The sequence below is a fragment of the Xylanibacter caecicola genome (assembly GCF_013166515.1).
Lineage (GTDB): Bacteria > Bacteroidota > Bacteroidia > Bacteroidales > Bacteroidaceae > Prevotella > Prevotella caecicola.
In genome coordinates this window covers 121,421-136,272 of record NZ_JABKKJ010000003.1, presented here as the reverse complement: position 1 = coordinate 136,272, position 14,852 = coordinate 121,421, and the positions used below count along the sequence as shown (strand labels likewise).

Below are 14,852 nucleotides of genomic sequence, written 5' to 3'. Positions count from 1 at the left end.
CCATTTGAAGAAAATAAATATATAATAAAATAAGGTGTGACAAGTTAAAAGCCACACTTGTACAACAAAATTCGCCCCGGCACATGCGGCATGTCCCACAGAGAGACACACACCGCAAATGTCGGGGCGAACCGGTCTTTCAACGCTTCTACTTCACAACCACCTTGTCTGAATGTCCGTCTGTCACGCGTACATATACGCCGGGAACAAGGCGTCCGGCAGGAACGCGCACACCCTGTAGGTTATAGTATACGGCAACAGAACCTGCGCCGCCCTCTGTAATCTCGTCGATGGCAGTGCTTACAACAGACACGGTAACCTCGTTGCTCTTTGGAGCGGTACCGTAGTTGTATACCGGAACAACCACATAGCTGTATGTATATTCGCCGTCGGCAGCACCAGCCTCAACAGGCGAGTCGGTATACGTCGTCTCCGTCACAGGCACCTCGTTTATCCTTTCGCCGTCGCGGAATATGTAATAACCCGTCAGTGCAATGTCCGTGGGAACATCCGGGGCGCTCTCATACGTCACGTCGTCAACCAAGAGCGCCACCGTATCGTAAGTCTTGTGGCGTATCGCAAAGTGCTTTGCACCCTTTGGCAGGGCTACCTTGAACTCCGTCCAATCCTCCGGTACGACGCCGTCGGCAGGATAGTTCTCCACCTCCACGGTCTGCGTGAAGTCCTCAGGACTGTTACCGGTTGTGGAGTAAAGCACTTCAAATGATTCTCCCCAAACCAACGTAAAGCTCTTTGCCCAGAACGAAACGGTCTGCTCATTACCCGAAAGCTCCGGCGAAATAAGCCAGTTGTCGTTGTTTCCCTCCTGGCTACTCGGTGCCATCATAAACGTCTCACCGCTGTGCGGAGCCGCATCAGCCCAATATTTTTCGGGCACTTCCGCCACCGTGCGGTTAAACAACTGGAAGCCGATTGGCTGTGTCTGGTAAGGATTGTAAAGTTCGCGGAAGATGTTATATGTCTTCAACTTGTCGCCGTCATACACCGTCCAGCCGCCGGCACCGGTGATGGACATCGGCGTGTAGTCCTCGCTTTCAAAGTCTTCTGCCACCGTCTTGCAGTCGGTCAGTCCTTCAAGCGACGGAGCCGTCCATGTAAGAGTAACCTTCGCGCCACTGTCCGCAGCACTTCCTGCAAGGTCTGTAACAGTAGGATAGTTGTTCAGTTTCACCTTGACAGAAGCCTCCGCCGCATTGTTGACGGCGCAGCCGTCGCCCTCCAGCGTCGCCTCCGCCTTGATCTCAAGCAGAGCGTCCGTATCGAAAGGAACGGTATATTCAAACTCCGCATCGGCAAAACCGTTTGCCGTAATTACCGGCAGAGCCGATGTTCCGACATTCTTTCCGTTCACCGTCCATGCTACAACGGCACCGTCAGCCTCCTTGCCGAGGTTCTCTATATGAGCCTTTAATGTCAGTTTATCGCCTACCTTGACATTTGCCGGCGCCCCGAGAGACACCATGCGCAGATCCTTGTCCACAACGTCGCGCACACGAATGTTGTCGAGCGGCACGCTCCATGTATGGTCGGCATCGTTGTGCGCGGCTCTCAGACGCAGTTCAAACTGTATCGCCTTCGCGTCCTTATAGTCTGTCAGCGGAATGCTTGCAAGCGTCCAGCCTCCTGTCGTAGGATCTGCCTGCATGTCGATGGTCTTCACCACGTCAAACGGAGCATCGTCCTTGGACACCATCACGTCGATGTCGCTGCCCTGTCCCTGATACCAGAACTCGAGCGCGGGGTTGGCTGCGCCACTGATATCGACGCGCGGAGAAATCATTCCATACATCACGTCCTTCTCGTACGGCAGCCAGTAGAAGAAGCCGTTGTCGCCATCCTGCGATACGAGAGGTGCGGGAGCATCCGGATCCTCAGGGTCTATGAGCGACGGGAAATACTCGTCATCCACCGTTCCCTGCATCTGGTTACTGCTGTTCGACTTCGGGTCTACAAGCCATATATCATCATAACGCCCGTCTCTGAAAGATTCTGCAAACGGCATCTTGTACGGTTCGCCTATTGTCAGTATGTCCGACGCCGTGTCCGTAGAATAGTTCTCGCCATATCCCGCCGTCACCTGATATGCCACGAAGTCCTGTCCTTCAAGGTCGGGATACTCTATTTTCAGTGATGTTTCCTTTGTAGTGGCAATTGCCGGGTCGTAATATGACCCGAAAGCATCGAAGATGTAATATGTAACATCATTGGGATCTACGTATCCGCCATGCTCGCCTGTCTCGCCGACAGGGTCCCACGACAGCACCGCCGACTTGAAGTCTTCCGATGCCACGAGCTTTACATTCTCAGGAGCGAGCGGCGTGTCCGGACCGCACCAGATGTTTTTGTGCTCGACCTTGTCGCCGGCTGTCTCGCCAACGTATGCCACCGCCGTGAAGCGGTTGTTTATCCCGGCATACATTTCCACATCTTTCAGTTCTATTGTCTGACCCGGTTTCACATCCGTATACTCGAATTTGTCCACCTCCCAGCGAGAGGTTATTATCACCTTGCTTATCTCCGTAAGGTCGGCACCCGACTTTGTCTTTGTCGGAGCAACATATGTGACGTCTGCCTTAAGCTCGCCTTTAGGCGCAAGCACCCACGTCAGAGTACCTGCCGCAGGCGGGTCTACGGGGACAACAGGCTCTACACTGCCGCTCCTTACACCCACGTTGGTAAGCTTAAGCGTACCTTTCATCGCCTTTTCGGTGGTACAGTGGAAACCTACATAATAGTAACCCTCTTGAGGAATATTGAGATTATACTCATACTTCGTCATGGCTTTTTCCGTATATACCGTAGGCGGAACAATCTGTGTGGTCATGCCCTCTACCGTCGGAGAAGTCCCGAGTTTCACGTCCATACGGACACCTGTGGCACCGGACCCCATCATTCCCAACTCGAACGAAACGACATAATCTCCTGCCGGCATGTGAACAGGTACGGTGATAAGCCAGTCGTCGTTCTCATTTATATCCTCCGCATTGGGCACCATGCACGCACCATATCCGCTTACCGTACCGAACTGCCACTTTCGGTTGTCGTTGTTGGCGTTTATGGCAGTGTATTTTGTCTTTAGATCGGGGAAATTACTGTCTTTTCCAAGACCGTGTGTAAAGGGCACCTCTATGGCATCCGGATTTACATCATCAATACCCGCGACCACCACTTTAGGAGCTTTTGCAACCGCACGGGTGGACTCGTGTCCCTTGTTGTTAATCTGTTTTGCCTTAACCGAAGTGGGGGGGGTAGAAATGCGCTGATAAGGCACTTGCGCCTGAAGCGTCACCAGCCCCACAAGGGCAAGCAGTAAAAGTAACGTTTTCTTCATTTTTAAAATATTTAAATGTTTATATTAAGTTCGTTTATGTATCAATTGGACAACAAAAACACGATTTTAAATATCATTGTGAAATACAAAAGTACTGTTTAATAAACATTAACTGTTATCTTGCAGGTTAATTAACGTTAATCGCACACAAATAAACCGTAATGCCTCCGAAAACATTCCATATTTTAAAACACGACCTCCCGGTTTCCAAAAGGTGGCATTTCGCAGGCTGAAAGGTGGCATTTTAGAAGCCCAAAAGCCACCTTTTAGATGCCAAAAGGTATCATCTTGATATCCAATGAGTTAGAAAGACATTTCAAAAACGTGGCAAATCGGCAGTTTTCGTGGTGTCGAAACAGTTACAATAAGATTGAAATCAATGATATGATTCATGACTTTTTACAAGGAATAATTATTCTTATTTTTTGTCATTATCCTAAAATTGTTTTTCGAATATTCTTTATATAGAAATTTCAGACGTATCTTTGTAAACTTAATCGACTACTATACGACAACAAGTAAAAGCGTTAACAGATTGAAAATTCTCCTTGCAGACAAACAATGGACAAACAAGTGACTGGCAGAGTTGTTTGGCTAAGACCAAACAATCATATCTAAGCGGTGTACCAATGCAAGCCAACCATACCTAAATAATCTGATACATATTATTAAAATATTAAATGTTGAGCAGACCAAATTAGTAAGATCCAACAAATTTAAGCACAAAACAAAATGAAAAAAGAAGAAATACAAATCCTGTTCTTTCAGTTTGAAGAAGCATCATGTTTTCTCAACGATGTTGAATGTTGGAGCGCAAGAGAATTGTGTTCACTATTAGGATATACCGAATGGCGAAATTTCGGGAAAGTCATCGACAAAGCTAAGAATGCTTGTGAAAATGTAGGACATAGTATTACCGACCATTTTGTTGACGTCAACAAAATGGTTGAATTGGGTTCAGGTGCCGAACGTCAGATAGATGACATCATGCTTACACGCTATGCCTGCTATCTTGTAGCCCAAAACGGCGACCCTCGTAAACCACAGATTGCATTTGCACAAACTTATTTTGCCGTACAGACTCGTCGTGCCGAGCTTATAGAACAACGGCTTATTGAAGTCGAGAGAGTCAAAGCACGTACAAAGCTGCAGGAAACAGAACGTAAACTTTCCGGCATACTTTATGAACGTGGTGTGAATGACAAAAGTTTTGCTGTGATACGTTCTAAGGGAGACCAAGCCCTTTTCCGCTTGAACACGGCAACATTGAAACGACGCATGGGAATACCCGAAAAACGCCCTTTGGCAGATTTTCTGCCAACTATCACTATCAAAGCAAAAGACTTTGCTGCTGAAATGACAAGCATGAACGTACAAACAAAAGACTTGAAAGGTGAAAGCAGTATCAGTAAAGAGCATATTGCTAATAATGTAGCAGTTCGGGATATGCTTGTGCAACGCGGCATCGTTCCGGAGAATCTTCCTGCTGCAGAGGATGTAAAAAAGGTAGAACGCAGATTAACAAGCGAGCAGAAGAAGGCATTGGAAAACAAGAAAAAGAAAAAGTAAACGGAATATAACAAGAAAGAGAACAGTCATTTTCGACAGAAATGAATTATCAAAAACCGTCGAAAGCCACGCTATTGTTAAACAATCATAAATCATCGGGCGGCACAATACATCGTAGGAGGTTATGTTATATCTTTGTGATATCAAAATAATATCATACAAACAAACATTTATCAAATGGAAAACAAGGAAATAACATTTAGCGGAACAGTCCTCAACGGACTTGCAATGCTGGTATTGAGCCTCATTGCCCTATTGGGCAGTATCGGTCTTATAATATTTGCATGTGTCACAGACAACGGCTCGTGTGCGGCGGCATATGCCACGACAGGCATCGTGATGCTGATTGTCGACATTATAATAATGTGTGGTTTTGTACTTATAGAACCGGGAGAGGCACGCGTGATGATGTTCTTCGGCAAATACCGCGGTACGTTCACCAAACCCGGCTATCATTGGGTAAACCCGTTCATCTCCGTAAAGAAACTGTCGCTGCGCGCACGCAACCTTGACGCAGAACCCATAAAGGTTAACGACAAGGCGGGAAACCCTGTGATGATAGGCATGGTGCTGGTATGGAAACTTAAGGACACGTACAAGGCTATGTTCGACATCGACTCACAGACCATGGCACAGAGCAAGCCGGGCGAAGTGACGATAGGCACCACGGCAGCCGGAATAATGAACTCGTTGGAGCAGTTTGTGAAGATACAGGCAGACGCCGCGCTGCGCCAAGTGGCAGGACAATATGCCTACGATGACGGCGAGGAGAACGGCAGTGCCATGACGCTGCGCGACGGAAGCGACGAGATAAACAAGGAACTGGAAGAGAAAATAGACGAGCGTCTTGCCATGGCGGGCATCGAGGTGGTAGAGGCACGCATCAACTATCTGGCATACGCTCCGGAGATAGCAGCCGTGATGTTGCGCCGCCAGCAGGCAACGGCAATAATAGCAGCGAGAGAGAAGATTGTGGAGGGTGCCGTGTCTATGGTGAAACTGGCACTTGACAAGCTGAGCACCGACGGCGTGGTTGAGCTCGACGAGGACAAGAAGGCAGCCATGGTGAGCAACATGCTCGTGGTGCTTTGCAGCGACGAAAACGCACAGCCGGTGGTAAACGCAGGCACACTGAACCATTAAACAGTCTCAAACCGTATGTTCAAGATCAAAGAAAAAGAAGGCACAGCGAGGAATGTGGCGATAAGTCCGGTCACGATAGGTTATCTCAACCTCTGCTATGCTTTGTTTGTGGCGATAGTGGCGACACCATTGACATTTATAGACGGATACAATCCGATACCCCTTCTCATCACCGGCGGACTCACACTGTACTTCGTCGGTCGCGGCATATACATACTGAGGCTGCGCAGAAAACCCGTGATGAAGGAGGTTTATCCCGACAGCATCATAAGCCGTTTCATAGCAGGCAGGGGTTTGAAGTTCGCAATCGTGTTAGCCGTAATAGGCACGGTGCTGCTTGTGGCGGTTTTCATAGGAGTGTCGTATCTCTTCGATGACGCCGAAGAACGCAGCGATATTTTTAGCCACCTGTCGTTCCTCATACCGTTAATATTAATCAAGGAGACCGACAATTATCTTATGGAATATTTTGCCTTGTGCAATTATTACAACGGGAAAGACACGGACAGGATATAGAAATGTAAAATATTCTCTGTCGGGAGAACCGATAATGTATCGGAAAATGGAATGTATGTGCATAGAAAGAGGGAACATTAAATTGTAGGGACAATTCCTTGTAAATGTCCATCTGTATAATATTGATAATCAATGGTTATCAGACAAACATCTGCAAGGAAAACATCCAATTGTAGGGACATATTCTTGTATTTGTCCGCACAATAAAAATTAATTATCAGCAGAATACAGGCGGACAAATACAAGAATATGTCCCTACTCTAAAAGAACACCCATTTTTTGACACATCGTTACATACAATCTCCGCAAAAGAGAAAGAGAGAATTGTCAACAAGAACAACAAATGCCGAAAAAAGACAATAATACAAAGAGTTTCGTGCTGCGTGTGGATGCCGACATGATGAATGCCATTGAAGCATGGGCGGCGGACGAGTTCCGCTCTACCAACGGACAGCTTCAGTGGATAATTACCGAGGCACTGAGGAAAAGCGGCAGACTGAAACGCATAAAAAGGGACAGTGAGGAGGGCACGCCATGACCTACTATGATGTATGGAAACGGCTGGAACCCGTCTACGGCGCCGGAGAAGCCAAGGCGTTGGCACGGTTTGTGCTCGAAGCAAGGTTCGGACTGTCTATGACAGATATATGTTGCGGTGCAACGGAGCGGATGGACGACGAAAGGCAGGCGGAGCTGGAGACAATCGTGCGGAGATTGGAGGACAGCGAGCCAGTGCAGTACCTCCTGGGCACGGCATGTTTCTGCGAGAGAGATTTCCGAGTGGAGCCGGGAATTCTCATTCCGCGTCCCGAAACGGAGGAACTGTGCAACTGGATAACGGACAGCCACGGGCATGCAGACAACGGATTGTCGGTACTCGACGTGGGAACCGGCTCGGGGTGCATAGCCGTAACACTGGCTCTCGGCATGCCAAAGGCAAGCGTAGCGGCATGGGACATATCACCCGTTGCCGTAAGAGTGGCACGCGATAATGCCACGCGCTTAGGTGCGGAAATAAGTATCGTAATACAAAATGCCCTAAATCCGCCCGAGACGGGAAAATGGGACATCATTGTGAGCAATCCACCTTATATATATAATAGAGAACGCAAGGAAATGGAACGCAACGTGCTGGAACACGAGCCACACACGGCGCTGTTCGTGCCGGACGACAATCCACTGCTGTTCTACGACGCCATATCCCGATATGCCATGCGGACGCTGCGTCCGGGAGGCATGGTATACTTCGAGATAAACCCGCTGTGCGCGGAAGCAATGGCACGAATGCTCGCCGAAAATGGCTTCTGCGATGTGGAATGCCGCAAGGACATGTTCGGCAAGGAAAGAATGATGAGGGCAAGAAAGGAATGACGATATGAAAAAAATGACGGAGAATGAGGCATTACTGCGCCTCTCGGCGATGTGCGCCTCAGCAGAGCACTGCTCATACGAGATGACTGAGAAGATGAGGAAGTGGGAACTGCCGGACGATGCCGCGGCACGTGTCATGGAGCGGTTGGTGAACGACAAATACATAGACGACGAACGATACAGCCGCTTTTTTGTAAAAGACAAGCTGCGTTACAACAAATGGGGAAGGCGGAAAATAGACCAGGCTCTATTCATGAAGCGCATACCCGAAGACATCAGGCAGGCAGTACTAAGCGAGATAACCGACGAGGAGTATGCCGGAATACTGCGCCCGTTGCTGAAAAGCAAGCGGAAATCGACAAAAGCCGCAAGCGAATACGAGATGAACGGCAAACTGATACGGTTTGCCATGAGCCGCGGCTTTGACATGGACGTCATACGAATGTGTATGGACTGCGACGAGGAATAGCCAAATTATTGGCACATAGCGGTATATTAGTCATTTTTTTGGCGTATCTTTGCAGTTGGAATTAGGCTAATCAGACTAATTAATCTGATTGAATTAATAATGAAATAAACAATAAAAACATCATATCATGGACATCTTGAAGAAAGCATTCGCATCAAAACTGTTAAAAGTAAAGGCTATAAAACTGCAGCCGAAAAATCCTTTCACATGGGCTTCGGGCTGGAAGTCACCGTTCTACTGTGACAACCGCAAGACACTCTCGTTCCCGGAACTTCGCAATTTCGTGAAGTTGGAACTTGTTCATGCCGTACTGGAAAACTTTCCCGAGGCTGATGCCGTGGCGGGAGTGGCTACGGGAGCGATAGCTCAGGGAGCGCTGGTTGCCGACGAACTTAACCTACCTTTCGTGTATGTACGCAGCAAACCGAAAGATCATGGAATGGAAAACCTTATCGAAGGCGAGTTGAAACCGGAGATGAAAGTGGTTGTCATAGAAGACCTCATATCTACGGGAGGCAGCAGTCTGAAAGCCGTCGAGGCTATACGCAAAACAGGAAACGAAGTGGTTGGCATGGTGGCATCGTACACATACGGTTTCCCTGTGGCAAAAAAGGCGTTTGAGGATGCCGGCGTAAAACTCATCACACTGACCGACTACGAGCATGTTGTGGCAGAGGCTGCCGCCACGGGATATATATCGGAGAGCGACGCGGAAGTGCTGAACGAATGGCGCAAGGACCCCGCAAACTGGAGAAAATAAAAAGAAAAGGAGACAGAAAATCATGAGCAGCAAATTTGAAAGCAGCATAAAACAGATACCATACGCACAGCAGAAAGTGTACGACATGCTAAGTGACCTGAGCAACATAGAGAGGGTGAAGGACCGTCTGCCGCAGGACAAGGTGAAAGATCTCAGCTTCGACAGCGACAGAGTGAGCATCAGTGTGGCTCCTGTGGGACAAGTGGCGCTGCACATTGTGGAGCGCGAGGAACCGAAGTGTATAAAGTTCGAGACGGAGAAGTCGCCCGTGGCAGCAAATCTGTGGATACAGCTGCTGCCTGTAACGGAAACATCGTGCAAGATAAAACTGACCATAAAAGCCGACATACCGTTCATGATAAAGGGAATGGTATCGAAGCCGCTGACTGACGGCATCGAGAAAATTGCCGATATATTGGCAATGATACCGTACGAATAGCATTACAGACATACGGTCCGGACGCTGCATTATGTCTTTACGGCACGATGCAGCGTCCGTGTCGTATTATTAAAACGTCACTTTATTGATAAATATCAATACAGAATAACATAAATTAGATATTTATTGCTATAAAATGTAAGTTTTCCAAGCATTTATTTGGAAATGTGAAAAAACATTTATAGTTTTGCCGCATGTTTCATTTCTCACAGTTATATCAACACAACTGCAAGACCGGAGACATACAATAAAAGAAGAGAAAGGAAAAGGCAATTCGAAATTTTATTACATATTTTATTTAATTTAATCATTTAATTTTATGGTGAAAAGATTTGCTATGATTTTGACCGGGCTCATTGTTTCCATAGGAACGGCTCTGGCTCAAAGTGAAATCTCCGGAACCGTAATCTCCGAAGACACAGGAGAGCCCGTTGTAGGCGCTACGGTGAGCGTAGTCGGCACCAAAACGGGGGGGGTAACGGATCTCTACGGACAGTTTAAAATCTTCGTTCCTGAAGGAAAGAAACAACTTCACGTGCAGTTTATCGGCATGCAGCCTCAGACAGTAACCGCACGTCAGGGAATAAAGATTGTACTGAAAAACGATACGCATGCCATAGACGAGGTAATCGTAACCGGCTATGGTAATTTTAAGAAATCATCGTTCACCGGTGCGGCAAGCACCGCCGACCTGAGCAAACTGGAAGATGTGCCGATGATTTCGCTCGAAGACAAACTGGCGGGAAGCGTGCCCGGTCTTCAGATAACCAACACATCAGGAGCTCCCGGCTCGGTATCGAGCGTACGTGTGAGAGGTATGGGATCCATCAACGCCGGAAATAACCCATTGTATGTTATCGACGGAACACCGGTATCAAGCGGCAACATCAACGCATTCAGCGGTCCGGGCGACGGATACAACGACTCCGGAACGAGTCTTCTTTCCACAATCAACTCCAACGACATCGAGTCGATAACAGTAATCAAGGACGCTGCGGCAGCATCGCTCTACGGTTCGCGCGCGGCAAACGGTGTGATTGTGATAACAACAAAAAGCGGTTCGCGTGGCAAGACACACGTAGACTTCCGTAGCGACTGGGGGTTCTCCAAGTCGGCAGTGAACTACCGTCCGACACTTAACGGCGACGACTGGCGCGAACTGCTGTACACAGGACTTAAGAACTACGGTCTGTATCAGGGCGGTATGAGCGAGGAAAACGCACTCGCCTTTGCAGACAGGAACATCGACCAGTTCGCCGCAAAGCCTGCAAACGGCTGGACAAACTGGAAAGACCTGCTTTATCAGACGGGACATCACAGCAACTATCAGGTTGCCGTGAACGGCGGATCGGAGAACACCAAGTTCTATTCATCGCTTTCATACACAAATCAGGACGGTATACTACTCGGCCAGGGACTGGAGCGTTTCACTGGCAACGCCAACATTACACACACCTTCGGAAAGTTTACACTTAACCTTACAACCCAGTTCTCGAAGATGAACCAGAGACTGGCAAACGAGGGTGCAAGTTTTGACGGCTCCGTTGCAAACGCCGCATGGATGCAGACACCGGCATCGGTAGCCTTCAACGAGGACGGAACGCTTACCGGCAACACCGGTTCGGCTTTGAACAGGGGCGTTAACCCACTGTATGAAACCCTGCATGCTTATGACAAGAGCGACATCATACGCACGTTCAATACAATAAAGTTGTCGTACAACATATGGGACAACCTCATATTGAGCGAGAAAATCGCATACGAATATACATCCAATGAGGAAGATGTGCTTTGGGACAAATACTCAAACAACGGCTCAGGCTTCAACGGTTTGCTGCAGCGTCAGGCTGTTACCAACAAGCAGTTGAACACACAGACACAGCTGTCGTACATCAAATCGTTCGGCAAACATAATGTGGACGCACTCGTAGGTTTTGAGACGGAACAGAACAACAGCGCATATAATTATCTGAGCGGATACGACTATCCGGGCGACCTGTACGAACTGACAAACGCCGGAACCACATCCGCAGAATCCAACAAAGAAGAATACAAACTCGTATCGCTGCTGGGACGCGTGAACTACAACTATGCCAACAGATATTACGCAGGACTGAGCTACCGCACGGACGGCTCGTCACGCCTTGCACACGATAACCGTTGGGGTTCGTTCTGGTCCATATCGGGAGCATGGCGCTTCAGTGACGAGAAGTTCTTCGAGCCTGTAAAGAGCATCGTCACAGACGGTAAGTTGCGCCTTTCGTTCGGTGTCAACGGTACACAACCGTCGAGCCTCTACGGATACATGAACCTCTATAAATACGGCGAGGCATACAACGGTTCATCGGGAATGGGTATCGTAGGTATCGGTAACCCGGAACTGAGATGGGAAAAGAACCGTGCACTGAACATCGGTCTTGACCTTACGTTCATCGACCGCATAAACCTTACGCTCGACTACTATGTGCGCAAGACAACCGACCTGATATACAACATGCCCGTATCGGCAATCCCCGGATACTACGAAGGCAGCGAGGGATATGTCACGACACCTATGAACATCGGTTCGCTGAAAAACAGCGGTATAGAGGTTACAATCACATCGAACAACATCACCACAAAGGACTTCACATGGACAACATCGCTCAACATGGCACACAACAGCAACAAGCTGTCCAAACTGAACGGTGAGGACAATGAAGTTATCAGCGGTCTGCTGATACACCGTGTGGGCGAGCCGTACTACTCATACTATGCCTACGAGTATGCAGGCGTTGACCCGGCAACCGGAAAAGAGCAGTATTTCATAAACGACGGAACGGAAAACGCACGCAAGACAACAACAAACGTTGCAGAAGCAAACAAGGTGATTGTAGGCAAGCACCAGCCCGTGATAGAAGGCGGTCTGACAAACACGTTGAGATACAAGTTCGTCGACCTCGGCTTTACCTTCACATACTCGTTCGGTGGCGATGCTTATGACTATGCGACATGGTTGCACCAGAACGGTGGTTCATACAACTACAACGGTGCGATACCTTCATACTACAAACTCGGTGACATGTGGACAGGTCCCGGCGACACGACGGCAAAACTGCCTAAGTTTGAATACGGAAGCACGGGCGCGCTTTCATCACGTTGGATAATGCCGGCAGACTACGTACGTCTGAAGAGCCTTACGCTGGGTATCACCGCACCGCGCAAGTATACCGACAGAATAGGACTGAGCAAGGCACGTGTGTTCTTCTCTGCATCGAACCTCTTCACAATCAAGTCGAAAGACCTCTTCGTGGATCCGGAAATGCCTATAGACGGACTATGCACGTTCGAGACACCGCAGCTGAAGACATTTACATTCGGTATAGAATTGGGATTTTAAGTAAATAAACAAGTTTACAGAAAACGGGACGGCAGGAGAACGGAGCGACATGCGACGCATGGGCGACACATCCTGCACCCCGTAAGATAAAAACAACCAAGCAATGAAAATAAAAAGAATATTATATCGCTCGGCATTTGTAGCGGCAGCGGCAGTACTGACATCATGCGGCACAAACTGGCTTGACGAGAGTCCTAACAACGCCGTAGACGCCGAAGGAGCAATAAAGAACGTCAGCGACCTGATAAACGCACGCATCGGTATGTACAAGGCTTTTAAAGGAACATCCGACCTGACGGACTATTATTCGCAGCAGATGTTCGTATACGGAGACGTACACGGTGACGACATGCAGTACAACAACGAGTTTGGCAGCAACCGCGCCGGAACATACTATTATATGGAGTACACCACGGCATCAAGTTTCGGACGTACAACAACGCCATGGCAGTCGCCATACATCACAATAGGACGTGCATGCCGTATAATAGAAGCGGCAGAGGCTGGAACAATGACCGACGCTGAAGAGTCGGCTGCCGACATAGCACAAATAGAGGCAGAGGCAAAAGTGCTGCGCGCATACTGCCTGTTCGACCTCACACGTATATACGGCAAGCCTTACACCATGGACGGCGGAGAATCGCTGGGCGCATCGGTAGTGACAACATCGCTCGAGAGCACGGAGAAACCGGTACGCAGCAGTGTAAAAGACTGCTACACGCAGATACTGAAAGACCTGAACGATGCGATATCGTCGAACGCTCTCTACGAAGGCACCGACGACACGGGATATATCAACGTGTGGGCGGCAAAGGCACTGCTTGTGCGCGTATACCTTACAATGGGAGGAACGGAGAACCTGAACAATGCACTGATCACGGCACAGGACATCATAACAAACTCTCCGTATACGCTCTGGACACCGTCGCAATATGCCACGGCATGGGACAAGCGCAGTGCGGCACACGGCAACGAGATGATTTTCGAGATTGCAATATCGGGAACCAACGACTGGACCGACCGTAACGGTATTTCATATCTTTGCGACCCGGACGGATACGGTGATGTAATCGTAACAAAGTCGTTTTACGACATGATGCAGTCTGACCCGCAGGACGCACGTAACGGAATACTTATCGAAGGAGCTGACAACACAAAGGCAAAATTCGGAGACGCACGCCCCTACATCAACAAATTCCAGGATGCAGCGGACACACGTCTTGCCAATTTGCCGATGCTACGTCTGTCTGAAGTATATCTGTCGGCAGCAGAGGCGGCTCTTGCCCTCAACAAGAAGGATATCGCCGTGCCACTGCTGAACGCCATAATCTCCAACCGCACAACAGACGCAACAAAGCTGGTGACTGAAGGAAACATTACCGACGAGCGTATTGCAACAGAGCGCCGCAAGGAACTTGTCGGCGAAGGACAGCGTTATTTCGACCTGTTGCGCAGAGGAGAACAGATTGTAAGATATACGGATGTGAACAACCGCGGCTGGCATGACATCCTTGCCGAGGACGCACGCGCGTTCGACCGCAACTCATACAAGGCTTATCCGGCTATTCCGCAGTATGAAATAAACGCAAACAAGAACATACAACAGAACGACGGATACGGTAAATAATATTTTTTCATAAAATACTCTATGTAAAGAACAGCAGGACGACGGCCGCGAAGGTCATACGTCCTGCTTTTTTAATGAATAATTTATAATTAATAATTTATAATTCGTTGCGCGGTGGGATACGACATCTACGACATATACCTGCCTCTTTATGAATTATGGATTGGAACGAGCCGGGGATAATACATATTGTTCAAGAAACCCATTCCTTGCTTACACTTTAAAAA

The 14,852-nt window shown here is 48.5% G+C and carries 11 protein-coding genes; 10 read left to right on the top strand and 1 reads right to left on the bottom strand.

Annotated elements, in window-relative coordinates:
- Positions 1 to 148: 148 nt before the first annotated feature.
- Positions 149 to 3,352 carry a choice-of-anchor J domain-containing protein gene (locus HPS54_RS03320; protein WP_172344055.1) on the bottom strand — a complete coding sequence of 1,068 codons (3,204 nt, stop codon included), beginning with the start codon at positions 3,350 to 3,352 and terminating at the stop codon, positions 149 to 151.
- 732 nt (positions 3,353 to 4,084) lie between these two features.
- Between HPS54_RS03320 and dinD the strand changes: the two genes are divergently transcribed.
- The 10 genes from dinD (at position 4,085) to HPS54_RS03270 (ending at position 14,625) form a co-directional block, all read left to right on the top strand.
- On the top strand, positions 4,085 to 4,921 hold the full coding sequence (gene dinD / locus HPS54_RS03315) for a DNA damage-inducible protein D (protein ID WP_172344054.1): 837 nt from the start codon (positions 4,085 to 4,087) through the stop codon (positions 4,919 to 4,921).
- 177 nt (positions 4,922 to 5,098) lie between these two features.
- Positions 5,099 to 6,064: an SPFH domain-containing protein gene (locus tag HPS54_RS03310; RefSeq protein WP_172344053.1), complete on the top strand. Its 966-nt coding sequence runs from the start codon at positions 5,099 to 5,101 to the stop codon at positions 6,062 to 6,064.
- Between the two features lie 15 nt (positions 6,065 to 6,079).
- Entirely contained in the window at positions 6,080 to 6,580 is a 501-nt protein-coding gene (locus HPS54_RS03305) for a hypothetical protein (protein ID WP_172344052.1), read from the top strand.
- 343 nt (positions 6,581 to 6,923) lie between these two features.
- Positions 6,924 to 7,118 (top strand): type II toxin-antitoxin system antitoxin, encoded by a 195-nt coding sequence (locus tag HPS54_RS03300; RefSeq protein ID WP_172344051.1) that lies wholly within the window; start codon positions 6,924 to 6,926, stop codon positions 7,116 to 7,118.
- Positions 7,115 to 7,951, top strand: a complete 837-nt coding sequence (gene prmC, locus HPS54_RS03295) for a peptide chain release factor N(5)-glutamine methyltransferase (protein WP_172344050.1) — start codon at positions 7,115 to 7,117, stop codon at positions 7,949 to 7,951. Before HPS54_RS03300 ends, prmC begins: the two co-directional genes overlap by 4 nt.
- A gap of 4 nt (positions 7,952 to 7,955) precedes the next feature.
- On the top strand, positions 7,956 to 8,420 hold the full coding sequence (locus tag HPS54_RS03290) for a regulatory protein RecX (protein ID WP_172344049.1): 465 nt from the start codon (positions 7,956 to 7,958) through the stop codon (positions 8,418 to 8,420).
- 127 nt (positions 8,421 to 8,547) lie between these two features.
- Positions 8,548 to 9,180 (top strand): orotate phosphoribosyltransferase, encoded by a 633-nt coding sequence (gene pyrE / locus HPS54_RS03285; RefSeq protein WP_172344048.1) that lies wholly within the window; start codon positions 8,548 to 8,550, stop codon positions 9,178 to 9,180.
- Positions 9,181 to 9,202: 22 nt separating this feature from the next.
- Positions 9,203 to 9,619 (top strand): SRPBCC family protein, encoded by a 417-nt coding sequence (locus HPS54_RS03280; RefSeq protein WP_172344047.1) that lies wholly within the window; start codon positions 9,203 to 9,205, stop codon positions 9,617 to 9,619.
- Between the two features lie 319 nt (positions 9,620 to 9,938).
- Entirely contained in the window at positions 9,939 to 12,998 is a 3,060-nt protein-coding gene (locus HPS54_RS03275; RefSeq protein WP_172344046.1) for a SusC/RagA family TonB-linked outer membrane protein, read from the top strand.
- A 103-nt stretch (positions 12,999 to 13,101) separates the two neighbouring features.
- Complete coding sequence (locus tag HPS54_RS03270) at positions 13,102 to 14,625, top strand: RagB/SusD family nutrient uptake outer membrane protein (protein ID WP_172344045.1); 1,524 nt, start codon at positions 13,102 to 13,104, stop codon at positions 14,623 to 14,625.
- Positions 14,626 to 14,852: the final 227 nt, after the last annotated feature.

Excerpts from the sequence above, each read along its gene's own strand:
- HPS54_RS03300 (WP_172344051.1), top strand. The coding sequence starts at position 6,924 with ATGCCGAAAAAAGACAATAATACAAAGAGTTTCGTGCTGCGTGTGGAT.
- HPS54_RS03310 (WP_172344053.1), top strand. The coding sequence starts at position 5,099 with ATGGAAAACAAGGAAATAACATTTAGCGGAACAGTCCTCAACGGACTT.
- HPS54_RS03290 (WP_172344049.1), top strand. The coding sequence starts at position 7,956 with ATGAAAAAAATGACGGAGAATGAGGCATTACTGCGCCTCTCGGCGATG.
- HPS54_RS03320 (WP_172344055.1), bottom strand. The coding sequence starts at position 3,352 with ATGAAGAAAACGTTACTTTTACTGCTTGCCCTTGTGGGGCTGGTGACG.
- HPS54_RS03280 (WP_172344047.1), top strand. The coding sequence starts at position 9,203 with ATGAGCAGCAAATTTGAAAGCAGCATAAAACAGATACCATACGCACAG.
- HPS54_RS03270 (WP_172344045.1), top strand. The coding sequence starts at position 13,102 with ATGAAAATAAAAAGAATATTATATCGCTCGGCATTTGTAGCGGCAGCG.
- pyrE (WP_172344048.1), top strand. The coding sequence starts at position 8,548 with ATGGACATCTTGAAGAAAGCATTCGCATCAAAACTGTTAAAAGTAAAG.
- HPS54_RS03275 (WP_172344046.1), top strand. The coding sequence starts at position 9,939 with ATGGTGAAAAGATTTGCTATGATTTTGACCGGGCTCATTGTTTCCATA.
- dinD (WP_172344054.1), top strand. The coding sequence starts at position 4,085 with ATGAAAAAAGAAGAAATACAAATCCTGTTCTTTCAGTTTGAAGAAGCA.
- HPS54_RS03305 (WP_172344052.1), top strand. The coding sequence starts at position 6,080 with ATGTTCAAGATCAAAGAAAAAGAAGGCACAGCGAGGAATGTGGCGATA.
- prmC (WP_172344050.1), top strand. The coding sequence starts at position 7,115 with ATGACCTACTATGATGTATGGAAACGGCTGGAACCCGTCTACGGCGCC.